General features: G+C 55.2%; 18 protein-coding genes. 4 read left to right on the top strand and 14 right to left on the bottom strand.

Translation table 11 applies throughout. The annotated features are described in order from the left end of the window. The first annotated feature begins 83 nt into the window (after window positions 1–83). From BR04_RS07700 to BR04_RS07685, 4 genes are all read left to right on the top strand, one after another. Window positions 84–2,624: a phytase gene (locus tag BR04_RS07700; RefSeq protein ID WP_496355418.1), complete on the top strand. Its 2,541-nt coding sequence runs from the start codon at window positions 84–86 to the stop codon at window positions 2,622–2,624. Window positions 2,625–2,868: 244 nt separating this feature from the next. Then, window positions 2,869–4,416, top strand: a complete 1,548-nt coding sequence (locus BR04_RS07695; protein ID WP_496355417.1) for an alkaline phosphatase — start codon at window positions 2,869–2,871, stop codon at window positions 4,414–4,416. A 97-nt stretch (window positions 4,417–4,513) separates the two neighbouring features. Further along, window positions 4,514–5,731 (top strand): YibE/F family protein, encoded by a 1,218-nt coding sequence (locus tag BR04_RS07690; RefSeq protein ID WP_496355416.1) that lies wholly within the window; start codon window positions 4,514–4,516, stop codon window positions 5,729–5,731. A 324-nt stretch (window positions 5,732–6,055) separates the two neighbouring features. Next, a complete protein-coding gene (locus tag BR04_RS07685; protein WP_496355415.1) occupies window positions 6,056–7,195 on the top strand; it encodes a mechanosensitive ion channel family protein in 1,140 nt (379 codons plus the stop codon). A 303-nt stretch (window positions 7,196–7,498) separates the two neighbouring features. Here BR04_RS07685 and BR04_RS07680 read toward each other — a convergent pair whose 3' ends face one another. The 14 genes from BR04_RS07680 to pstA all read right to left on the bottom strand — a co-directional run bounded on the left by BR04_RS07680 (window position 7,499) and on the right by pstA (window position 24,930). Then, entirely contained in the window at window positions 7,499–9,700 is a 2,202-nt protein-coding gene (locus BR04_RS07680; RefSeq protein WP_496355414.1) for a hypothetical protein, read from the bottom strand. A gap of 18 nt (window positions 9,701–9,718) precedes the next feature. After that, on the bottom strand, window positions 9,719–10,231 hold the full coding sequence (locus BR04_RS07675) for a hypothetical protein (protein ID WP_496355413.1): 513 nt from the start codon (window positions 10,229–10,231) through the stop codon (window positions 9,719–9,721). A gap of 7 nt (window positions 10,232–10,238) precedes the next feature. Beyond that, entirely contained in the window at window positions 10,239–11,222 is a 984-nt protein-coding gene (locus tag BR04_RS07670; RefSeq protein WP_496355412.1) for a hypothetical protein, read from the bottom strand. Next, a complete protein-coding gene (locus tag BR04_RS07665) occupies window positions 11,219–14,137 on the bottom strand; it encodes a hypothetical protein (protein ID WP_496355411.1) in 2,919 nt (972 codons plus the stop codon). Before BR04_RS07665 ends, BR04_RS07670 begins: the two co-directional genes overlap by 4 nt. A gap of 14 nt (window positions 14,138–14,151) precedes the next feature. Then, window positions 14,152–17,169: a hypothetical protein gene (locus BR04_RS07660; protein WP_496355410.1), complete on the bottom strand. Its 3,018-nt coding sequence runs from the start codon at window positions 17,167–17,169 to the stop codon at window positions 14,152–14,154. Window positions 17,170–17,175: 6 nt separating this feature from the next. Then, a complete protein-coding gene (locus tag BR04_RS07655) occupies window positions 17,176–17,850 on the bottom strand; it encodes a hypothetical protein (protein WP_496355409.1) in 675 nt (224 codons plus the stop codon). A gap of 333 nt (window positions 17,851–18,183) precedes the next feature. Next, complete coding sequence (locus tag BR04_RS07650) at window positions 18,184–18,396, bottom strand: YgaP family membrane protein (protein WP_496355408.1); 213 nt, start codon at window positions 18,394–18,396, stop codon at window positions 18,184–18,186. 21 nt (window positions 18,397–18,417) lie between these two features. Then, complete coding sequence (gene bioB / locus BR04_RS07645) at window positions 18,418–19,389, bottom strand: biotin synthase BioB (RefSeq protein WP_496355407.1); 972 nt, start codon at window positions 19,387–19,389, stop codon at window positions 18,418–18,420. A gap of 30 nt (window positions 19,390–19,419) precedes the next feature. After that, a complete protein-coding gene (locus tag BR04_RS07640; RefSeq protein WP_496355406.1) occupies window positions 19,420–20,028 on the bottom strand; it encodes a hypothetical protein in 609 nt (202 codons plus the stop codon). A gap of 128 nt (window positions 20,029–20,156) precedes the next feature. Next, a complete protein-coding gene (locus BR04_RS07635) occupies window positions 20,157–21,929 on the bottom strand; it encodes a sensor histidine kinase (protein ID WP_496355405.1) in 1,773 nt (590 codons plus the stop codon). Between the two features lie 3 nt (window positions 21,930–21,932). Continuing rightward, window positions 21,933–22,631 carry a response regulator gene (locus BR04_RS07630; protein ID WP_496355404.1) on the bottom strand — a complete coding sequence of 233 codons (699 nt, stop codon included), beginning with the start codon at window positions 22,629–22,631 and terminating at the stop codon, window positions 21,933–21,935. 13 nt (window positions 22,632–22,644) lie between these two features. Beyond that, on the bottom strand, window positions 22,645–23,307 hold the full coding sequence (gene phoU / locus BR04_RS07625; RefSeq protein WP_496355403.1) for a phosphate signaling complex protein PhoU: 663 nt from the start codon (window positions 23,305–23,307) through the stop codon (window positions 22,645–22,647). Between the two features lie 19 nt (window positions 23,308–23,326). Continuing rightward, entirely contained in the window at window positions 23,327–24,088 is a 762-nt protein-coding gene (pstB, locus tag BR04_RS07620; RefSeq protein WP_496355402.1) for a phosphate ABC transporter ATP-binding protein PstB, read from the bottom strand. A gap of 38 nt (window positions 24,089–24,126) precedes the next feature. Then, window positions 24,127–24,930: a phosphate ABC transporter permease PstA gene (gene pstA / locus BR04_RS07615; RefSeq protein ID WP_496355401.1), complete on the bottom strand. Its 804-nt coding sequence runs from the start codon at window positions 24,928–24,930 to the stop codon at window positions 24,127–24,129. Window positions 24,931–25,031: the final 101 nt, after the last annotated feature.

Here is a 25,031-nt window from a genome sequence, read left to right as displayed (position 1 = left end):
GGCATGAAAAAAAACTTTTCCCATGTCCGGGGCTTTTTATTTTCATATCCAAATTCATATCCAATTCATCAAAGGAGAAAAACGTGAAGCGTCAGATCAGAGCCTTCTGTGCAGGTCTCAGCACCCTGGCCCTTATGGGGATGGGGAGTGCCAGCGCAGCTGTACTGCTCAACGAAATCGGCATCAACCCGCCGGACAACAACGACAATCTGGAATTCATGGAACTTCTGGCCGCACCCGGAGTTTCTCTGGACGGTTACACCTTTCTTGCCGTGGATGGCAGCGATAATCCCGGAAAGGTGATTTACGCCAAAAAACTTGACGGCTATCAGGCAGGGGCCAATGGCCTTGTGCTGCTTCACCATCCGGATGCCTACGCCGACCGCCATCCGGACACCACCTCCATCCCCGCTCCGGAGTTCCGGGTGATGAAAGACGGCAAGGTGGATGAGGACGGTCTCTTTCCCCACGATGCCATCACGTTCATGGTGCTGCATCAGGCCGAAGGCATCGCCACGGGCGTGGATCTGGATCCGGATGACCAGGGCGTGCTCAGCCTCGGTAACGCCCGTATCACCGACAGCCTCAGCTGGCAGGACAAGGGCAGCGGGAAGGTCTATTCTCCTGCGGTTCTGACCCAGAGTTCCTCCAACCCGGATTTCGCCACCCGCTTTCTGGGAAAAAACGGCATCAGTACAGCAGAAGCCTGGTGCAACGGGGATCTCATCGACATGGGGGATAACACGGAACGCCGCTATGATCCGGCCAAGGCTTCGGCCAATCTGCCGCCCAACGCCCGCGTTACTCCGGGCAGGGAAAACTTTGTGGAAGCGCCCTTTGTCCTCTTGAACGAGATGCTTGTCACGCCCCCTTCAGGAAGTGGTCTTCTGCCCTGGGTGGAACTGACGGGCAATCCCATGACCGCCGTTTCCGGTCTCCACCTGCTTGCCGTGTCCGGCAAGGCGGCGAATGCGGGAGAAATTCTTCAGGTGCTTTCCCTCGGTTCCTTTACCCTGGGCGGCAACGGACTGGCCCTCATCAAGGCCCAGGGTGCGGAAATGGCGGAGGTGCCGCCTGCCACCACAATGATCTCCCGCATGCCGGAAAGCGGTTTTTTCTCTACGGAAAGTTTTTCCGTACTCCTTGTGTACAGTCAGACCCCGCCCGCAACCGGCACGAAACTTGACATGGATGCCACAGGGTCCATCTCCGGCCTGCCCCAGGGAGCCAGCGTGCTGGATGCCGCAGGCTGGACGGGCAGCACAGGTGACCGGCTTTTCGGAGGTGCGGACATGGGTATCCAGGGTCGGGCTCCGGATGGGGCTTCCCGTTTCAGAAGCGCCCGTCAGTCCATGGACGGCAGTGTATGGGCCTGGGGTTTTCTTACGGGAGAGGGGGTTTACGACGCGAATCAGGCTTCGGCCAGCATGGTGGCCCGTGCGCGGATGACGGCGGGTGATATCAATTTTGCACCCAACACCGCCGTTCTTGTACGGCCCGTTCTGGAAACCGCGGTTCCGGAGTCCGGCGGCAGCGATGCCGATGACCCGGCCTTCTGGGTGCATCCCAAGGATCCGGAAAAAAGCCTTGTGATCTGTTCCCAGAAAAAGGCGGGCTACTCCATCTATACGGTGAAGGGCGAAACCCTTGCGAACGTGAACCCCGGCAATGTGCGCTACAACAATGTGGATGTGGCCTACGCCATCGGTGTCGGGCAGGAAACCCTGGATCTTGCCGTTTTCTCGGACAGAACCGGCGACAGACTGGCCATCTACGCCATCTCGGAATCCGCGCCCTATCTGAGAAACATCACGGATCCGGGGGCAGATGTTATTTTTGGGGGAGAGCCCTCCGAGGACACGCCCTACGGTCTGGCCCTGTACAAGAGTCGTGCAAGTGGAAAACTCTACGCCTTTGTCACCCAGGCGGCCACCTGGAAAGTCCGTCAGCTGGAGCTGATCCCCACGGCATCGGGCACCATCACCTGGAAGGCCGTTCGGGACATCGATCTCACCGGCGGCAAGGATGACGAGCAGGCCGAAGGTCTGACCGTGGATCAGGAGGCGGGTATTCTCTACATCTGCCAGGAAGAGGTGGGCGTATTCAAAACCGGTGCGGAACCCGACACCACCCTGCCCCTTACCCCTGTGGGGCTTGGCGGAAAGGACGGCCATCTCGTTCCGGACATCGAGGGGGTCGCCCTTTACTACGGTGCCAGCGGGGAAGGCTATCTGCTGGTTTCCAGCCAGGGTTCCAATTCCTTTGCCGTGTATGAGCGCAAGGAAAACAATGCCTTCATCGGCAGCTTTGTGGTGGTGGACAACGGAAGGGGGATTGACGGCAGTGAGGAGTGTGACGGCATGGAAGTGGTGAATGTTCCCATGGGGGAACGCTTTCCCAAGGGCCTTCTTGTGATTCAGGACGGCAGGAACACAAATCCGGACGGCAGTTTTTCCAACCCCAACTTCAAGTTCATTCCCTGGGAATCCATCGCTGAAGGCATGGGTCTTGTGGTGGATACAAAAAGCTACCTTCCCAATCCAGGGGCTGTAAAAAACGATGGAGGGAATGATGTGAAGCCGGATACTGAAAACGATTCCTGCTTTATCCGGACTCTTTTTTGATCCCTTTCTGATTCAGGAGGCTCCCGCCTGATCGTTCTTCGGAAAATCAGGCGGTTAATCTCACTTTTCCAAGGCCTTTTACTTTTTTTGCCCTGTTTTCCCATGGATTCACGGTGCCAGGGGCGAAATCTGGTAAAACTCTGGACTCACACAAAAATCATCGCGTTCAAATATTGTCGTAACATGGGCGTTGTCTGATGCCTCAGTTTTTTCATCCTGACATTCTTATATAGGGAGAACCATCATGTCTGTTTTTCGTTCCGGAAATGGAAGCGGCAAGGGATTTTTCTTGCTGTTTTCCGCCCTGATCTGCGGCCTCGTATCCCTCGGTCTGCCCGCATGGGCAGACACAGCCCTGCACAAGGGAAAACCCGCCAGATACGTTTTTGTGTTTGTGGGAGACGGCCTCGGCATTCCCCACCGTCAGGCACCGGAAGCCTTCCTTGCCGCCATGGAGGGAAAAGCCTATGGCGATGTAAAAATGACCATGAACACCTTTCCGGCCCAGGGCGTCACCACCACCTACGCCAACGACCGCTTCATCATCGGTTCCGCCGCCTCGGCCACAGCCCTTGCTTCGGGCTTCACCACCAACATCGGTTTCATCGGCATGGGGCCGGATCTCAGGCCCGTCCGCAGCATCGCGCAGATGGCAAAGGAAAAGGGCATGAAGGTGGGCATTGTGTCCAGCGTTTCCATTGATCACGCAACACCTGCGGCCTTTTACGCCAACCAGTCCCATCGCAGCATGTACCACGAAATCGCCCACGATCTTGCGGACAGCGGATTTGATTATTTCGGCGGTGGCGGACTGAAGGATCCCGAAGGAAAAAAATCCAAGGCACCCAAGGGCGATGCCCTGGAAAAGGCCCGCAGCAAGGGGTACACCATCGCCACGGATCGGAAGTCCTTTGAAAAGGTAAAACCGGGCCAGAAACTCATCGCCTGGAATGCGAAGCTGCCCGATGGCAAAGCCCTTCCCTACGCCATGGATGCCTCAGGAGAGGACATCTCCCTTGCGGAATTCACCCGCAAAGGAATTGAGCTTCTCAACAATTCCAAAGGCTTTTTCATGATGGTGGAAGGCGGCAAGATCGACTGGGCCAGTCATGCCAACGATGCCGCAGCCACCATCCACGACACCCTGGCCTTTGATGCGGCCATTGACGAAGCCCTTGCCTTTGCCAAAAAACATCCCAAAGACACCCTCATTGTGGTGACAGGCGACCATGAATGCGGCGGCATGAGCATCGGTTTTGCCGGAACCCAGTACGAATCTGCCCATGAAATCCTGAAAAATCAGAAAATTTCCTTCCAGCGTTTTGAGGACATGCTTGCGGACTACAGAAAAAGTCATCAGGGCAATGTCTCCTTTGAAGACATGATTCCCCTGGTGGAGGCCAATTTCGGCCTGATGTTTGACGGAACCGGCCCCATGGGGCTCAAGGATTACGAAATCCGCAGCCTCAAAGAAGCCTTTCTGCACAGCATGGCCGGACTCCGGGAAAAGGGGCAGGGCGAATCCTACCTTCTGTACGGCGATTATGATCCCTTCAGCATCAAGGTCACCCACATCCTGAATCAGAAGGCGGGCATTGCCTGGACCTCCTATTCCCATACGGGATCACCGGTCATCACCTCGGCCATGGGTGTTGGGGAAGAGGTCTTCAACGGCTACTACCACCAGTCCGATCTCGGGAAGAAACTGCTTTCCACCATGGGCTTCAGCCCCCGCTATGCCGATGCGGCCCCCGAAGCAGGGGAAATCCGTCAGGCTGCGGCCGGATTCTGATCCCCCAAAGTCCTTGTTGAGCAAAAAGAGATGGCAGGGGATGCGTCGTGCATTCCCTGCCTTTGCTGTCCTGAATACGCAGCACCGGAGACCGACCATGCAGAAACGCCAGACCCGCTCCGAAATCCTTCTTGTGGGCTTCTTTTTTTTTCTGACCCTCCTGCTCTTTTTTCTGCCGACGGGTTTTGAAGAACGCATTGATCCCAACTCCCTGCGCTGCCGGGGCGAGGTGGTGGAGGTGGACAACGCCTTTCTCCATCAGTACGGCATGGTGCGTACGGGCAGCCAGAATCTTGTCATACGCATGATGTCGGGAGATTTCAGGGGACAGCTTGCCCCTTCAGGCAACCATCTTCTTGGCAAACTGGATCTCGATCGCCTGTATCAGGCTGGCGACCGGGTGCTGGTGGTGCTGACTCTGGAGGGAGACCGTATCCGCCATGCCCAGGTGATGGACCATTACCGTCTGGACATGCAGGCCTGCCTTGCGGGGAGCTTTGCCCTGCTGCTGGTGGCCTTTGCCGGATGGACGGGAATGCGGGCCCTGCTTTCCTTTGTCTTTACGGGGCTGATGGTCTGGAAAGTTCTCATTCCCGGCTTTTTAAAGGGCTGGGATCCCATGGTCACGGCCTTTCTGGTGGTCATGCTGCTCAGTGCCGCCATCCTGTTTCTTGTGGCCGGATGGAACCGGAAGGGGGTTACGGCCTTTGCGGGCTGCCTTCTGGGCCTTGCCTGCACAGCCCTCCTTGCCCTGTTTGTGGCCCCTGCCTTCAAGCTCCACGGCGCCATCAAGCCCTTTTCCGAAACCCTGATGTACACGGGCTATGCCCATCTGGATCTCACCCGCATCTTCCTTGCCACCATCATCATGGCCGCTTCCGGTGCGGTGATGGATCTCGCCATGGACATTGCCGCCAGCATGGAGGAGGTGGTATCCCAGAATCCCCGGATCACCCGCAGCGAAGCCATGTTCTCCGGCTTCCGGGTGGGAAGGGCCGTCATGGGTACCATGAGCACCACCCTGCTTCTGGCCTACTCCAGCAGCTACATTTCCCTGCTCATGGTCTTTATGGCCCAGGGGATTCCCATGGCCAACATGCTCAACCTCAATTACGTGACAGCGGAGTTTCTCAACACCATGCTGGGAAGTTTCGGACTTCTGGCCGTGGCCCCCTTCACCGCCCTGGCCGGAGCTTTTTTTCTGGTTCCAGGAAAGCAGTCCGAAAGGGGGAAAGTGGCCATGCCCGAGGCTGAGGGGCCGGAAGAAAAAAAACTTCCCGACCCGTCTTTCCTGCCGGATACGGTTCAGGTCTGATGTCTTATCCGCATCGGCCTGTATCACCGCTGTCCGGGCTTAAAGACAAGGGATCCGGCCGGAATTCTTAAGCCACCTCTCTGCCCGATACTTCAGGGGAAAGGCCGCTGTTCTGAGTCGGACAGGGGAAAAAGGCCCGGCACGGTTCCGGCTCCAAAACCGATTTCAATCCATTTTCAGCTTTTCCCATATATGGTATAGCTTTTCCGGCTCCGGAACCGCTGCATTTCGGAAGGTGGATGGGGCCGGGCAAGCCGGAGCATACAGCGTTTTTTCCGGATCCTGTGCCCCTGACATCCCCCCTTTGAGAAGCAGGCCGTCACCATGGAAGAAAACCTTGAACACACCATCATCACCCCCTCCTGGCTGCCCGTCTGGCTGGAAGGGTTCTGGGATCTCCTCGCCACCTATCCCCTCCTTCTCGCCCTCGTCATCCTCGTGACCGGCTTCAGTCTTGCCTTTGTGATCCGTCATTTCATCCTGTTCTGGGGGCTGAAACTGACACGGCAGGCCAACGCCGACCTTTTCGGACAACTGGTGCGCATGGGGGCAGGGGTCGCAGGGCTTCTTGTGGGCTACATCAGCCTTGTCACGGCACTGCATACCCTCCCTCTGGGACAGTTTGCCACCACCCTTACGGTGCGCATTCTCATCAGCCTCCTGATTCTTCAGCTGATGCGCACGGCTTTAAAGGCCAGCCATGTTTTTCTGGAGATTCTCGGCAAGGTGCGGGATCGTTTTGCCATTGTGGAAGAACGCACCCTGCCGCTTTTTGATCTCATCATGACGGTCATCATCATCGCCATCGGCTCCTATGCCCTGCTTCAGGTCTGGAACATCGACGCCACGGCCTGGCTGGCCTCCGCAGGGGTGATCGGTATTGCCGTGGGTTTTGCGGCAAGGGATACCCTGGCCAACCTGTTTTCCGGATTTTTCATCATCGCCGATGCCCCTTACACGCTGGGGGATTATGTGGTGCTCGCTTCCGGAGAACGGGGGGAGATCACCAGGGTGGGCATCCGCTCCACCCGCATGCTGACCCGCGATGATGTGGAAATCATCGTTCCCAATGCGGTCATGGCCAACTCCAAGATCGTGAACGAATCCGGCGGGCGCTGGGTGAAATCACGTATCCGCATCAAGGTGGGGGTGGCCTATGGCTCGGATGCCCGGCAGGTGGTGAAGGTGCTGGATGGGGTGGCAAGGGAAAACGCCAGGGTATGCAAAGCCCCCGAACCCAGGGTGCGGCTGCGGGGATTCGGGGATTCCAGCCTCAATTTTGAACTGCTCTGCTGGATTGAAAAACCGGAACAGCGGGGCCTGGTCTGCCATGAACTGTACATGGCCCTCTATGAAACCCTGGGGGAAAAGGGCATTGAAATCCCCTTTCCCCAGCAGGATGTCTGGGTTCGGAAAGTCCCGGAATCCATGCCGCCTTCAGATCCTCCGGACAAAGCTTTCTGATGGAATGGGTCTCTTCTGACGGGATTCTGGTCATCGGGGACAATCCAGACAAATGGGCCAGACCGGCCTTCTCATGGGGTCTGGCGGAAAAAAACTTTGCTTATTTCCACCGTTGCTTCAGCTATCGTTCCCGGACTCCAGCATGAAAACGATGGGATCACTGCTGTACGGGTAAATGTACGCCTGTTCTCCCCCTCAGGATAATGGCATAGGCAAGGATAAGCCCCGGAACGGCAAGGCCTCCCCACCTGGACTCTCCCCAAACGGCATATCCGCCTCCATCCTTCTTTTTTGCACATCCTTCTACTGAATATCCTCAAAACCCCACCCCATGATAGCGGACAGGGGGAAGGAGGAGGCATACACCACCTCAATCCTGATCCTTCCATCCATGCGCCGGGGAATTCCCAGACGGATAACGCCCGCCGGGGTATGCCAGTCACTGATTCTCAGGAAACGTCCCGCCCTCAGTTCATCCGCCATACCCGGTTCAAAAACCCCTTTCTCCTGACTGATGGGAGCCCCGTATCTCCGGATCAGAACAGAACGCAGGCGTTCATAAAGGTGCTCAAAACTTTCCGGCTCACCGACAGCATCCAGATCAATGAGGATTCCGGCACGGGTCAGGCGGGAGCCTGTACGCTCCAGAACAAGACGCTGACGCTGGCTGATTTCCTCAAACCAGAGGGTCTCAAAGATGCGAAACCGTCCTTCCTGAACCCCTCCAAGGATCCCCCGACCTGCAAGGGCCTCCAGAACCCTGTCAAAATCACTTCCCGGAAAAAGCCCTTCCAGGCTGTTCCCATCCAGAAGCTGAACCTGTTCTGTTTTTTTCTCTGGTGCGGAAACCGGCAGCTCCTCGAACCTGCGGGAGATACCGGAGGCAGGACGATCCAGGGTAAAATTCCATACCAGCATAAAACGGGTGTCCCGGCTGCTGGGGCTGTTCTCCGGATGACGCTGGGAATTTTCCATTTCAAGCCGGAACTGATGCTGATGGTAAACATATTCATAGGCAGCGCTGAAAACATTGGAGGTATTGTCAACCAGTCCCGTATCCCGGTTCTGGGCCAGATGGCGATAACTGCAACGAAAACGGTGGGCCTCCCTGCTCAGGCTGGCGGCAAGGTTCACCCCACTATCCCGCGATCCCTGTCCCTGCTGGCGCAGGTTGACAAACTGATAGCCCAGAGAAAGGGAGGCCGCTATTTCAGCAAATGCAAGGGAGCGGCTCACATCCAGTCCGTACTGAAAAAGCTCCCGATCCCCAGCCCCCCCCTGCCTGACGTTCAGATCCTGAAAACCACCGTTGAGCCGGAGCGTCATGGCTGCGGGAAGGGGTGTGGAAAACGTGCTGCTCAGGGCATGGGTTTCACTTTCAGCGGCAGGTGCATCATAGGTCTGACGGAACATGTCCAGGGCCAGATTCATTCTTTTCCCCTGAAACCCTGAAAAAGAGGTACTGACATTGACACCGCTGACAAGGGTATCCGCCTCTTCAGGCTTTCCTGCGGCATCCTGAAAAAACTGCTGACGCAGGGCAATACTGGTGGCCTGTCCCGCCCTTAAAGTACCCCGAAGCTCATGGCTTCGTCTGCCCGATGCAATGGAAGCCCCCCGGGGAAGATAACTTTGCTCATAGTCTTCAAAACGATAGCTGTAGCTCAGAGGGCTTGCTGCACTCCGTCCCCGAAGATAGAAAAAATAGCCCATGCCTTCTGTGCGGTCTTTTTCCGTTTTTTCCAGACGATCTCCCTCAAAACGGTTGATTTCCACATCCATCTCCAGATTCTGTCCCCCAATCTGTCCTTTTCTGTGGAACGCAGCCCCATAGACATGCTGATGCATGGCAGGCCTTGAGGTGCCGAACCCTGATCCAGGTTCCTGACTGTTATGGGTATAATTCAAGGAAAGACGGCTTTCGGGCCATGCCATCAGGAAAGAGGCTCCCTGATACAGATCCTCATTGTACTGAATATTGGTATAATCCTGGGCCACCCCTCCGCTGAAGAAAAGCAGGGAGGTATCGGCGGATCTGAGCTTTCCCGGCTGAAGTTCCACCTGTGCGCCCTTTACCGGCCGCTGCATGGTACGGGCCGTGGTAAAGGCATGGTAGTCTCCGAGATCCAGTCGCCAGGGCAGGCCATACTCCCCATTTTCCTGATGCAGGTTCATACGCTCCACCAGCAGTCCGTTGCGGTCGGCACGGTAGGGAGAGTCATTGAACACCCCGCTCACGTATCCCCTGGATAGGTTGTAGGGATTATGATTGTTTTCAAAGGTAAAATTAAAATTGCTGTAATACTGATCATGCTGGTGACGGTAGGAACCCGCAGGCCCTTTGGAACGGTAATAAGCGGCATTGGCGCCCACCTGCATGGAAAGATCATAAGCCTCCCACCAGGAAGACCCTCCATCAATGGCTCCGGAAACGGCAGAAACATGACAAAGGAGGAAGACGCCGATCATCAGTGCCGCCCGCAGCGGCGAGAGTGTTTTTTTCACGGTGCGCCCCTTTTTCGCTTAATCCATCTTTTCAATGATATCCATCACCAGCTCATTGGTCCCGGGAGCAGAAATAAAGCCATGCCTGGGATCGTTGTATTCGGTAAGGCTCTCAACGATCACGGAAATCGTCGAGACCCGAAGCCTTCCGCCTTCAGCATCTTCCTTTACCACCTGCTGCAAAATTGCGGGATTACGGACGCCCACAATCTGAAGACGGGCATCCTTGGCTGTGGACGTGTTCATGTTGTCGCCAAGGCGAGCGGCTCCATAAAATTTTTCGGAAACAAACTTCATGAACTCCGGTGTGTTCCAGCTTTCAGAAAGGGCTTCCAGGGTTTGCGCCAGGGTACCTGCGGGCAAAGGCTGTGCCGGCTGGATCTCACGAACCCCCTCAGGCAGAGAAGACTGTGCGGTTCGGCTCCGGATGGGCGTGAAAGTCCGCATTTCCTGGGCTGTGGCGGGCAGAAAAAAGCAAAAAACAAGCACAAGGACACGACATGCCGAAAGACAGGATGATGCTTTGTTCATGGCAGCCTCACTCCGGTGTCAGGGAAACATCATAAACGGTGATGTTCAGGTAGGTCAGAGAATGCGGTACGGGAGTCATTCCCTGAACAAGGCCTCCGTGTGCGGTGGAAAAACGCAGGCGGTAATTTTTCCCGTCGATACGGAGCAGTGCCTCATGGTTGATCCCCATGGCCTCCACCGCATTGAGATCGCCACAGGGGCCGTTGTAGCGGCTCATGCCCGCTCCTGGAGAAAGAATACGGACATCAGAACCGGCAAGACTGTCGGAAAAAAAGAGGCGCCCTCCGGTGGCGCAGTTTGCCATGGGGTTCTGGATGTAGAGTTCCCGGATCGCCCCCGTGGCATTGCCAAGGTTACAGGAAACCGCCCCTGCCCCCTGCACGAGAATTCCAACGGGAACCTGAAAAAAGTCCGAAGCGGATGTGAGGGTATGGGGAGTACAGACGACGGGAGGAAGCGGATCAGGGCCGGGTTCCGGGGAAGGAGAGGGGCCGGGAGCCGGAGACGGGCCGGGCTTGGGAACAGGATTGATGGAAATACTGCCCTTGCTGATCTGTTCAAGCTGTGCCACAGCCTTTTTCGTTTCCGGGTTGTTCAGGTCAAGCCCCGCCGCCCCCTGACTGTCAATGGCAATGGCCACCTTGAGAATGAGTCCCGGATCTTCCACCACATGGTGATTGAAGCTGTAGTTCACACCGTTCAGGGTAAAATTATAGAGGGGTTCCTCGCTGTTTACCGGGTTATGCCCCCGGATAACCTTGCTGTCGAGGATTTCAACAGTCCAGGTACCGGGAGTAAGATGGCCCTCACGAATCCTTTCCGGCGTTGGCCGTTCACGGTTTTTCAACTGTTCTTTCCAGTCTTCGCTGAAAACCGGCTGTCTGCTTTCATCCAGAACCGAGGGGCTGACAGCCCTGACAGGACAGGGCAGCAGCATGGACAGGAGGACGAAAAAGAAGAGTCCGCTATGGATTGTCTGTGTAATCCTCATTGTTTCACCCATGTTTCCAGAGCGTTACGATCCATGACCGTGGAGGAGAACTGACTTGCTCCGCCACTGAACTGGCCGGGCATACTTTCCGGCTGCACATAGATCAGTTCAACCACAGCAAGCGCTTCAATATCGAAATCCCCCTCAAAACCCGCCAGCGTGGTCTGGCAGACCCCATCCTGCCCCACCCTCCGAATCAGGGTCTCCTTTTCACGCACATCAAGGGATCCCCCCTTTTCCACCCGCCACCGGCAAAGCATCCGTTCCGGATCGAAAAAACCGTTGATCACGGCGGAAAGTTCAGCGGTATCGTTGAAAACCACAAGCTGACGCCCCTGCCGGACCAGCTCCCGGACAATCTTCTGCTGATCCTTCTGCAAAGCCCTTTCTTCCCGGATTCTTTCCCTGTCCGCCTCCCTCTGGGGACGGCACACCGCATTCAGGGTATCATTGCCTGCTGTGGCATACACCCCGGGGTAATTGAGACGCAGCTGATCCCGGCACTCGCTTAAGCTCATCAGGCTGCCCATATCCACAGGGGTAACCGTATCCACAAGGGTGCCCGGAACACGGATCGGCAACATGCGGATGGAGGCCTGGGGCGGAATGAACCCACGCCTCCCTTCGTTTTCCACAGGAAGACGGGCCAGCACAAAGCCCTTGCGCAGAATCTCCACCCCCGTGACAGACTCCGATGTCTCAAGGGAACTGATCCAGTGCCCGTCTCCTCCCCGGACAAAAGGTTTTAACATCCTGCCGCCTCCGGTATGCCACACCGCCTGGCTCTCCCCCATGTCCGCTGAGCCGACGACCTGCAAGCGCCAGGGGACTTTTCTGCCCTCAGGGGCATTGCGGTAAAGCAAAAGCTGATTGACATTCACCTGAACCTTTCGGGAGCGCAGATCCTTCCTGGCAAGGGGCAGAACCATACCGGACTGAATTGCATCCTGCTCTGTGATCTCCGCCACAAGTCCGGCACTGCCGACCTGGCCTGTCACCTGCCCCGTCAGGCCATTCACCATTCTTAAAACCATGGGAGCATCACTGTGCAGACGGACAGGAACTTTTTTAAGGCCTTCCTGAACATCCGGAGGCAGGGAACGCCCCCCGGCATCACGAAATACGGGAAGTGCCCATACGCTCATGCCCTGCTCCAGATGGTTTGGAAAAAAAAGATCCACCCCCCTGTCCGTGGGCATCTGGCCCTTGGCCGCCAGCTCCAGCCCCAGATCGCCAATACCGGGAACCACCTGAAAACGGGCCTCCCATACCAGCTGGTTCAGCCCCCGCAAGTCACGTCCTGAAGGTCGGGGTTCCTGGCTTCTGCTGGCCTGCACACCCAGCGTCACGACCTTCCCCATAAGGTTGTCATCCTGAATCCGGATTTCATTTTCAGCGATCCAGAACTCTCCCTGACGCACAAAAGCCGTACTGGCTTTAAGCCATCCCTTTCCCTGCCATTGAATTCTGTAGGTCTCCAGATTGGCCGGCCCCGCCACCCGGATACGCACGGGATGTGTCCTGCCGAGGGCGACAAGGGATTTTTCCATGGCGCTGTCCAGCTCCATGGCATACAGGTTGGTGGTAATATCGCCGTTCAGAAACCATGTACCCTGCCCGAGACTAAGGCGGAAGGCCGTTTTTCCGGGAGTCCCCTGGGGTGCAATCCTGCCCTGCTGGGAGAGCAGCACAGAAGATCCTTCAATGTGCTCATATTTGAAAGGTACGGGAGAAAGTCCCAAAGCACCCCCGTCTGCCGGAACCTTCTGCTGCACAGAGCTTCCCACCCGATCTCCACCATGCTCAATGAGAAGAAGCGGAGGCAGAAGGGTGAGGGCATTGAAGGGCTGCCCTCTGGGAGAAAAAAGATCTGTTGAACCCATCATGCTTCCCGAACGGGTATATTCCTGCCCTTCAAAGAAAATCCCCTTAAACCGGAATACATCAAAAAAAACCTCTTTCTTCTGCATGCCTGTAGATTGAGGCGCAGAGAAACGCTTTCCATGAGATGTACTTCCGTTTCCACCATAGACAGCGCCAGCATCTCCTCCGTCTGCCCGAAGGTTCACCATCCGGTAACATTCCTGAATCTCTCCCCCTTCCTGACGGAAGCTCTCGCCGATTTCTCCGGAAAGAAATGCAAGACCGGAACCGCTGAACCGGATATCGCCTCCGGAAGGGGCTACGCTGAGTCCGGAGGTTTTCAGTCTGAAATTCACCACATCTTCTCCAGAAGCAAGCAGATTGATCTCAAGGGGGTGATAGTAAGGCGCACCGGACTTGGCAAACCCTGTACAGAGTCCCCGAAGCCACATGCCACTCGGTGTGTGATACGATCCGGTATAACTGGGATCATCGCTGTACGGTTTGAAAGCGGTACAGCATTTTTCAAGAGGCTGTTCGATAAGAAGGGTTCCAGACCATCCGGAAAGGGTAAAACGGGTATTCAGTCCCAGCAGTTCTCCGGAAAGGGCATCCTGGGCAACCCTGATGGCCCCGGCCTGTGTGCGGCTTCTTCCTCCGGAAAGGGGAAAAGGCGTATTAATGAAAGGTTCTCCCAGCTTGCCGGGCAGAGACCTTACCCCTTCCTCTTTTTTAAAAGGTTCCCTGGAAACTGGCTGACCTTCCGGGCCGGAGCGGTTGAAGATAAAACGAAGCTCTCTGGGTTTGGGGAGGGCTTCCTGAATGGCCTCCAGACTCACCGGATCAGGCCGTGACAACTCTTCCGCAGCACAGCAGCTCCGATAAGCATCCTGAAGGTCTTTCAGATGCTGCGCCATCTCCCGCTGCTTGCGTGCCACAAATTCCCCGGGACTTTCTTCTCCTGCCGGATTCTCCCCCGCCCAGACGAGGGAAAAAGAACAGAAAAACAGGATCAGAAGAACCGGTATGCCAGTATGCAGTCTATGTTGCATCTTCTCCTCCGTCCCTATTGGGCCAGTGCCTCGGCATACCCCAGCTCGATACATTTTTTCCAGGCATCCCTAAGCCAGTCCGCCACTTTTCCCGCAAGCACCTGCTGTTTCACAGACAGACAGAGACCCAGCTCGGAAGCCTTGCTGACTTCCACCGCCAGTTGCTGGGCGGCTGCCGCCAGAAGGGGGTTGATGACGGACTTGCCGCTGCTTTCTGCCAGGGTTTCTGCCGCCTGCCTCGTAGCCATGTCATCCAGCACCCTCAGGGCTTCCTCCATTTTACCATTGAACTGGGCCATCAATCCTTTTTGCTCCTGATAAAGCTGCTCCGCCTTCACCCATGCAGGATTCTTCGCCAGACTGGCAGATGTGGCCTGCTCCAGTGCCTCCCGGATCGCATCATCGGTCTGACCGGCAAGCTGCCCATAGGTACTGGCCCAGGGCTGATTCGGTGAAGAAATCCGAAGTCCGCTTCCCCAGGTCGTCGCATGTCCAAAGGCGCTGCTGTTAATTTTCTGTACCCCGGTGAAACGATCCAGATCTTCGAGAATCTCCATGGGAATTCCCTGTTTCCCGCCCTCCTGAAGAAAGGCATAGATCTTGTTGATCGGGGTATCCATCCCCGGAGCCTCATAGGCTTTGGAATAGGCGGTCTGAATTTTACGGGCCAGATCTCCGGCATCGGTTCCCGGAGGCAGATCTCCAAGCTTGTACACCCCTCCCGTATCCATAGGAACAACCCTGTAACGCCCAGCAGACGCATCAATGGCTTCAAAGGCAAAATTTTCCAATTTGTTGTCCGGCCAGATATAGCCCTTGTTGTTCAGATCCCGCATGAAAGCTTCGTAAGCCCTGAGATGCCCCTCGGTAAGCTGATTGTTGCGCGCAAGGGTGGCCGCATGGCTGGATGGGGGAATGTTTTCCATCACATCCGCCACACGGTAACGGCTGCCATCGGGAATATCCGCCAGACTGTCAAAACGCCGGGAACCGAAAACAGGATCCTCCACAATGTAAAAACGCTCCTTGATCTGGGGAAGACGGGCAATGGAGGAATCCTGGGTGGCCTCCTGAAGAAAACGGCGACCGGCGTCATCAAGATCGCGGGCGCTGCTCATTTCGGCAAGCTTCATGCGTCCGGCATCATCAAGGGTGTCAGCGGACATCTTGATCTGGCTCTTATGGCCAACCTTGATCCCCACATCGTCATTGAGACGGAGATAGGCATTCATTCCCCCCCTGTCCGTGGATTCTCCCACTCTTCTGAGAAGATCGTCCGCATCCGGAAGCATTTCCTTTGAATAGGGGATAGTTCTTGGAGGAGGATTGAGGGTCTCAGAGAAGGCTTTTTTCAAATCCTCCTGGGATGCGGCAAGCTTGCGTCCAAGATCGTCCACCATGGTCTGGGTGGGGATATCCTCCACCTTCCCGGCAAGGCGCAGCCGTGCGGCATCATCCAGCTTTGAAACCCTGCTTGTAGCCCGGGACATATCCGCCGCCGTCTGCGCCGCATCCTCAGCAACCCTTGCCGCCTTTGCCGAACTTAAAATGTAGCCTGTGGCAAGGTCGGCCAGAGCATTTCCAACAAATTTTTCAAGGGCCGTCACCGCTTCACGGGCCGATTCCGCCCGATCCGCATAAACTGTCCAGTTTTTGAAGTTTTCTGCACTGATGGTATCATCCGGCTCGCCGGACAGAACATTGACCATCCCCATGGCGGCACCGTGTGTCGTCTCATAGATGGCACTGAGCGTCATGCCTCCGATTTCGATAAGGGTCTCACCCGGCCCCGGGCGATCCGACCAGGGAGTGGAACCCACCACCCAGTGACTCAGCTCATCAAAATCCATGGTGAAAATGGTACCAATGCCCTGCACCAGATGGACAGGGGAAGCGAACCCTTCCACAACTCCGTGGAAAACATTGAAAGCTTCTCCAACGGCCTGATCGGCAACGCCCTCCAGTCCCACAAAACTTGCGAGATAGGCTCCCGCAGCCATCACACCTTCCCTTCCCGCCTTGGCCTTCAGCTTCTGCTGTTCAATTCCCAAAGCAAGATGGGCCTGCCCATTGCGTTTCAATCCCAGATCCAAGGGAAAATCCTCAGGGATCTCGGCCAGTGCAATGGGCGGAAGTTTTACGGGTTCGGGAAAACGGAAACCGGTTCCGGGAATTTCCCAGAAGGTATCCGGAGTCCCCGGAGAGTAGGGAAGCAGAGCTTCCAGTACGCCAACATCCTTTTTAATTTGATAGCGCCAGATTCCGGTTTTCCATCCCAGACAATGGGCATAATGGCCACTGTCGTAACGCTCCCCCAGAGTTTTAAGAACGGCCTCATAAGTCGGCCGGATTTCCTCCGTCATCTCCAGAGCCAGTGCATCAAGCAGTCTGTAGGTTTCCCTCACCTCCTCGGATGCAGACCAGTCCTCGAGGTATTTTCTGCGGGCCCTGCCCCAGTCTTCTTCCAGCAGAACCATTTCTCTTTCAAAATACTGAATGCCATCCTTTTGCGTGGCGCCTTCCCCAAGTCCGGGGATACGAGCTGCCTCCCCCTTTTCAAGAGGCTGATCCTCATAATAAAAGATAGCCTGCCCCACCCCCTCCGGATCTCCACCCGTTGCGGCTGCGGCTGCCATGGAAAGCCCCTCAGGGAGGTCACCAAAATCCGCTTTTCTTAAAAGCTGAAGGGATCTGGCCTGCTCCCGGAGTGCATCAAAACGCTTTCTGAACACCCCCGCATCAACCCCCTGAACCGGGTCAGAAGCCAGGACAAACGGGGCAACCAGATCCCTGTGCTTTTCCACAAGGGCCGCATAGCTGTGCAGACGCCGCCTTTCCTGCATATGATAGCGGCTGCCCTTTTCAATGAGATCCTGTATCTCTTCAAGGGCTGGATCACAGGAAACGGCCAGCATGGCCTGAATGCGCCGGATTTCACCAAGCCGATCCTGATTTTCACGGGCATGGGGCAAGCCTGCAAAGAAAAACAGAAAGGCAGGAAACAGAAACAAACAAAGCCGTTTCAGGGTCATGGTATCCTATTCTCCTGTTTTGGGGGCCGTACCAGCATGATGGCGGACAATGCGCCGGATGTCCTTTTCCCAGGCATCCCGTTCACGCAGGGCTTCTTCCCAGGCTGTTTTCATGGCCGTCTGCATTTTTTGCATCTCCTCCACAGTGAAACAGTCGAGAAGCTCCCATACCAGCCGTGCGCCTTCCTTCTGACGGGTAAAACGCATTCCCTCCCTGTGATGTCCGCCTCCCTCCGAAAGGGTATAACGTCTCGGATCGGGGCGGATATCCCAGATGTCCTCACCACGGGTAAACTGCTCCCCCCACTGCTGGTCAATCTGGTACAGGTCTCCCAGACACTCCTGAAAAGAACGTCCGTTTTTCAGCATGGCACCTTCCAGAAGGACATCCACCTGGGCAGAACTGAAACCGCTGAAGGTTTCCTGAACACGGGAAGCGGCCATCTGGGCATCATTATGGGCACGCACCACGGCCTCTCGACCTTCCCGGATAGCATGCGCTGCCGTTTTAAGACGATGGATCACGGAAGCCGCCACCGTCAGTGCATCTGTGCCGCACACCCAGCCCTCCGTCAGCCCTTCGCCACCGTTTTCCCAACTTTGAGCCTGGTACATGGCCTGGGTATGGGGCGCGGTGATATGCAGGGGCTTTCCCTGGGCAAAGAAGGGAAACAGTGACATGCAGCATAGCAATCCCGCTATCCGGATTCCTGGTACCCGTTTTTTTTCCTTCATGACAGAAACCTCCCGACCAAAACAAAACAGCGTTCCGCATCAAAATAAAGAGGCTGCACATTATGCTCTGCGGCACCTAGTAAGAAAGTCCGCAGCATCTGATTTAATAAAATTAATGTGTAGTTATAAAAGGGAGGGGAGGCGTGGTCAAGTAATTCCGAACAGAAAGTCCACTCTGGGGGAGAACTGGGATGCGGGGGCACCGTAAACCAGGAAGCCAGATAAAAAAAAGCCTGATCCACAACAATTCAGATCAGGCCTTGAGGGTATAAGCAGGTATCAGGATTTTTTCTCAAAGGCCGTTCCAGGCTTAAGTCCCAGAAAACGCAGAACAATGGCAAGGGGACAAAAACCCGTAAAGGCCGCCTGTACCAGATTGCCCCCTACAAAGGCAGTAAACCACAACCAGTAGGGACTGTGGCCCCAGGAAAGGAGAAGGGAAAGCAGGATCATGCTTCCGGCAAAGGCCATCACCACACGCTCAATGCTCATCAGAAACCTCCTTGCAAAAAGTTATTTTTGAAGAATCTGCCATTCCCCATCCTTCAGCATGGCAAGATCCCTCTCCATAGCCCGTCCCGGAGTCGTGAGAAAATCTCCGGTCATAAGTCCCGTAGCCCCTGCGGAAAAAACAAGGGCCTGAAGGGAAGCAAAATTCTGTTCCCTGCCGCCGCAGATGATAAGGGGCGTTCGGGGGAGAAGAAACCGGAAGGCTGCCACAATCTTCAGACAGCGGAGAGGCGACAGAAAAGAAGAGGCCTCCATGGCCGTACCCGCAATGGGCACAAGAAAATTTATGGGAATGGCATCCACATTCAGGTTTTCCAGGATTTTTGCAAACTCAAGAATCTGTGCATCGCTTTCACCCAGCCCAAAGATACCGCCGGAGCAGACCTCAAGCCCGGCACGCTTGGCTGCGGCAAGGGTCTGCAAACGCTCGGCATAACTGTGGGTGCTGCAAATGGAAGAAAAAAGGGAAGGAGCGGTCTCCAGGTTGTGGTGGTAGCGGCTCACTCCTGCCGCCTTCAAACGCCGCAGATCTTCCTCCTCCAGGATTCCCAGAGAGGCACAATAGGAAAGCTCACCCTGGGGAAACCCCGCATAGGCGGTAATGAGGGCTTCCAGATCCCGGCCTTCCAGCCCCCGGCCACTGGTCACAACGCTGTAACGATCCAGGGGATAAAAGGCTGCCATCCGAGCGCCTTCCGCCAGTTTTTCTTCGGACAGCAACGGATACACCGGGATATCGGTATGCACATGGGCGGATTGGGAGCAGAAACAACAGTCCTCGGAACAGCGTCCCGATTTTCCGTTGCAAATGGCACAAAGCCTTACCGTATCCCCGAAAAAAGCCCTGCGGATACGGTCTGTCGCCGCAAGAAGAAGGGCTGTCCGGGACGGTTCCGTTCCCAGCACATCAAGAAAAAAGGCATCGGAAATTCTCTCTCCGGAAAGAACCCGATCCGCCTCCAGAAGAGGATCCAAAAAAAACCTCCCTAGCCTGTTTACAGAGGGTCAGGCACGCAGATGCCTTCCGAGGTTGTCCAGAAGATGATCCGCTTCTTCAACACTGCGCACCCGAAGAACATCCCGTACACGGGAGACGGGCGGGCAACCTTCCTGGGGCTCAAAAAGAAAGGCCATTTTCTGCCCTTCCTCCATAACCCGGACAATGGGGTGAGAACGCACCAGGGCAAAGGCATAGGCTGTTTTACGAAAATAAAAAAGGGTTCTGGAGTCAATATCCGAAGAAATTTTCCGGACATCCAGCACCACGGCAAAACCAGGCGACAGATTTTCCATCACAGACAGAATGGCATTGGAAATCAATTTTGCCGAACGTTTTTCGAGCTTACCAAAAAGCTGGATATACAGACGGTTTTTCCTCTCGTCCGTCCATATTTTCCATGAAGCTTCATCCTTCTGTCCCTCCCGCTCACTGGGCGGACTGCGCCGCAACAGCCCCCCCATGTGCTCAATACGCCGATCGGCATCCACAAGGGCTTCCTCCAGGCGAATAACCTCCCTTACAAGAAAAGGAGTTGCCCTCAGCGCCAGATTGATATCCTTGATATCCGCAACGGATCTGTCCTTGAATTTTGCCTTGAGTGTTTCAAGATCCATGGGGTCTGGCCCTACCTGTTCTCATTGAAAAGTTCCGTCATTGATCCTCCGACAGACCGCATCACAGTCTCAGGGTATCATATCCAAATTTTCAGAGAACACAAGAACATCACCCGCAACAGCACGGCTTAAAACGGCAGATAGAGGGTAAAAACACTGCCCTCCCCCAGACGGCTGTGCACCAGCACCTTGCCACCATGGGCATTCATGATGTGCTTGACGATGGCAAGCCCCAGACCTGTCCCCCCGAGCTTGCGGCTTCTGGCCTTGTCCACCCGATAAAAACGTTCAAAGAGCCGGGGCAGATGCTCTTCGGCAATGCCCATACCGCTGTCGGCAAAAGAGATACGAACAAAGCTCCCCTCCTGGACAGCCGCTATATGGATACGGCTTTCTTCAGGAGAATACTTCAGAGCATTGTCCAAAAGATTCACCGCCGCATGTTCCATCAGAGTAGCATCCATAGCCACTTTAAGATCCTCTGCGCATTCCAGCAGCACAGTAACTTTTTTTTCCTCAATTTTAGGCTGACAAAGCTGAATGGCCGAAGAAAGAACCTCCCTCAAGGATTTTTCCTCAAGAAGCAGATCCCTGTTTTCTGATTCCTGCTCAATGGTGGACAGTTTCAGAAGATCATCCACAAGAACAATCAGGCGGTGCACATTCCGGTCAATGATGGCCAGAAAACGCTGGGCTTCCTGGGGATCGGTCTGCCCCTCTTCACGGAGATTCTCCACAAACCCCTTGATAGAGGTCAGAGGCGTTTTAATCTCATGGGAAACATTGGCCACAAAATCCCTGCGCATATGTTCCAGACGGCGTAACTGGGTCACATCCTGGATGACAAACAAGGTGCCGATACGCGCTTCACTCCCGTCCCTCAAGGGAGAACTGTGGGCATGTACCACCTTGCTGCCGTACTGGTGCAGATCCATATCCGCTTCCACGGCACTGTCTGCGGCAAGGGCCTTGTCCACAAAACGCAGCACGTCCAGATTTCGAACCACTTCCTGCACCCCTCTGTGGACATAGGTGGTGGCATTCACCTGAAACATCCGTGCAGCGGCACCATTCATGCGCAGAATGCGGGCCTCTCCATCCAGGGCGATCACCCCTTCTTCCATGCTGGACAATACGGCCTCCAGCTCATTGCGCTGCCTCACCACCATGCGGATACGATCATCCAGCTCCCCCGCCATCTGATTCATGGCATCGGCAAGGGCTGCCATTTCCTCAATTCGGGGCACAAAAAGACGGTGGGAAAGATCTCCCCGGGCAAAACGATGGGCACCCTCCCGCAGAAAAAAGAGAGGTCTGGCAATCTTGCGGGAAATAAACCAGGAAAGAAAGGCTGCCAGCACCAGCACCAGAAAGCCACAGGCAAAAATTCTCACATGCAGACCACGGATCGCTGTATCAATGGCCGTCAGGGGCACGGCTGCCCGCAGCACTCCGACAAGACTTCCCGAATGCTCCAAAGGAATGGCGACATACATCATGGAATGTTTCAGGGTTTCTGAGTACCGGGAAACCACCCCGACCCCACCGGAAATCGCCTGAACCATTTCCAGCCTTTCCCTGTGATTTTCCATAACTTCAGGGTTTTCCTGCGTATCCCCGATAACTTCACCCGATGGCAGCATCACAGTAAAACGGGTCTGTGCCGCTCCCCCTGCTTCCTTGCAGACCTTGTCCACCTCTGCATACTGCTCCGAAGCCAGCAGAAAAAACATCCTGGATCTCATGATGTACGCCTTGGCCAGAAGCTCTTCCTGGGTCTTTTCCATAAAAAAAGTCTTCATGGTACCAGCGGCATACAGACTCACCGCCACAAGGCCCACAAGAATCACCAGAAGATAGGAAGGATACAATTGCCACAAAAGTGGTCTGTTCTTTACCATGCCTTACTCCCTGAAACGGTACCCCACACCCCGAACCGTTTCGATGCGTTTTCCATGTTCGCCAAGTTTCTTCCGAAGGCCCACAATCTGCACATCCACACTCCGATCGGTCACAGGATAATTGTCCCCGTGGATCGCATCCACAATCTGGGTGCGGGTAAACACCCATCCAGGCCGCCGCGCCAGAAAATGAAGAATCTGAAATTCCGACCAGGTCAGGGGCAAAAGCAGGCCATCCATTCTCACCTCATGGCGTCCCGGATGAATGGACAACCCAGCCTTTTCAAGAACGCCTTCCCCATCCCCGGCAGACTCCGCAGCCAGAAGCTGCCGACGTCTCAATACGGAACGGATGCGGGCAATCAGAATACGGGGGCTGAAAGGCTTGGTAACATAATCGTCGGCTCCCAGTTCCAGACCCGACACCACATCGGCCTCTTCCCCCTTAGCCGTAAGCATGACAATGGGAATGCTTCCCCCCTTCGCCTGCCTGCGAATTCGACGCGTGACTTCCAGGCCATCGACTCCGGGCAGCATGAGATCCAGCACCATGAGATCCGGAGAGTCATTTTTCACAAGACGCAGTGCCTCCTCTCCCGTTGTGGCCAGAAGAACACCATACCCTTCCCGGCTCAAATTGTAGCGGATGAGTTCCAGAATATCTTCCTCATCATCCACCACAAGAATGCTCTCCTTCACCATGCACAGGCTCCCTTCACGGTCTGGCCACACTGTGCCGCACAATCTGGCCCTCAATCACATAAATCACTTCTTCCGCAATATTGGTGGCATGATCCGCAATGCGCTCCAGATGCCGTGAAATGAGAAACATATTGATCAGATAACTCACATCTTCCGGACGCTCCCGCAGGGCACGCTTTACCTTATCGTAGACCTCATTTTTCATCAGATCCACCTCATCATCCATGGCCCGTACCAGGTTGGCCAGAGACGCATCCATATTGACGAAGGCATCCAGACTTTTTTTCAGCATTTCACCGGCCTTGGCGGTCATGTTCCTGTAATCGTAAAAGGGTACACCGTTTCCGGCATCTGCCATGGTAACCACCCTGCGGCCAATATTTACCGCCAGATCCGCAATCCGCTCAAGATCATTGTTGATTTTGATTACACATACCAGAAAACGAAGATCCACGGCAACAGGCTGGTAGAGGGCGATAATCTTCAGACACTCCTCTTCCACTTCCACTTCCATGTCATCAATTTCATGGTCTGAACCCACCACCTTTCGGGCAAGATCCGCATCCATACCCATAATGGCAGCGCTGGCTCTGTGCACCCGGTCTTCCACCATGGTTCCAAGGGAAAGGAGCGTTTTCTTCAGGCGTTCCAGTTCATGATGAAGAAATAAACCCATTTTTTTATTCCTTTCTCCATCACCCGAAACGACCGGTGATGTAATCTTCCGTTTGTTTGTTCTTCGGATTTGTGAAAATCGCATCGGTCTCACCGGTTTCAATAATGCGCCCCATGTAAAAAAAGGCTGTCACATCAGAAACCCTTGCCGCCTGCTGCATGTTGTGGGTCACAATAATAATTGAGTAATCCTTTTTCAGCTCATGGATCAGTTCTTCAATCTTCTGGGTGGCCAGAGGATCCAGGGCAGAAGCAGGTTCATCCATGAGCAGCACCTCTGGCTCCACAGCCAGGGCACGGGCGATGCACAGACGCTGCTGCTGCCCTCCACTCATCCCCAGAGCCGACTCATGGAGACGGTCCTTCACCTCCTCCCAAAGAGCCGCATGCCGCAGACTTTTTTCTACCTGATCCGCAATGGCATTCCTGTCCCGGATACCGTTAACCCGCAGACCATAAGCCACATTCTCAAAAATAGTCTTGGGAAAGGGGTTGGGCTTCTGGAATACCATACCGATTCGACGCCGCAGACGCACCACATCCACGGAAGGGGCATAGATATTCTGATCGCCCAGCAGCACTTCCCCCTCCACCCTGCTGACGGGAATCAGATCGTTCATGCGATTTAAGCAGCGCAGGAAGGTACTCTTTCCACATCCGGAAGGCCCGATCAGGGCAGTTACCTCCCGTTCCCGGAAGGCGAGATCAATACCGTAAAGGGCCTGAAAGGATCCGTAATAAAAATCCAGTCCCCGGGCCTGCATCTTCCACTTGCTTTCCATGGCTCTTCCTTCATCCGATACCTTCATAAAAATTCCCCTCACCGCATCCTGCGCCGCAGACGCGACCGGTAGAAGATGGCCACAGAATTCATACCAAGCACCAGAGCAATGAGCACAAGGGCCGTACCATACTGGAGAGGCCGGGTCAGCTCGATATTCGTCCCTGCAGTCGCAAGGACATAGATGTGGTAGGGAAGGGCCATCACCTCATCCATGATGGAAGACGGTATCTTCGGCGTAAAAAATACTGCCGCCGTGAACATGATCGGAGCCGTTTCCCCCGCAGCCCGGCTAAGGCCCAGAATGGCTCCCGTAAGAATACCGGGCAGGGCCGATGGCAATACCACACGCCAGATGGTCTGCCACTGGGTTGCCCCAAGCCCCAGAGAGGCTTCCCTGTAGGTACTGGGTACAGCTTTTAAGGCCTCTTCCGTTGCACCGATGATTACGGGCAGGGTCATGACCCCCAGGGTCAGGGCGCCTGCCGCAAGACTGACCCCCATATCCAGAAGAATGCAGAAAAAAGCCAGCCCAAAAAGCCCAAAAACAACCGAGGGCACACCCGCAAGGTTGCTGATCCCCAAACGGATAATGCGCATGATTTTTCCCGTACTGGCATATTCATTCAAATAAATCGCCGAGGCGACACCGATGGGCAAAGCCACCAGAAGGGCACCCAATGCCAGCCCCATTGTTCCGATAATACAGGGAAAAATACCGCCAGCCGTCATGGCATCCCGTGGAGGCAGGGTCAAAAAATCCCATGTAATCGCCCGCCATCCCCTGGAAACCATGAAATACAGAATGGTACACAGGGCAAAACCGTTAACAAGAGCTGCCAACCGAAAGCACCCGAACCAGAAACTCTGTACCCGTCTGCGACGAATCAGGCCTGTACCGTTAACAAAAAGGCCTGGACTCAAGTCCGAACGGGAAAAAACCT

It is taken from the genome of Desulfobotulus sapovorans DSM 2055 (genome assembly GCF_059569355.1).
This window is presented reverse-complemented; position numbering and strand designations above follow the sequence as displayed.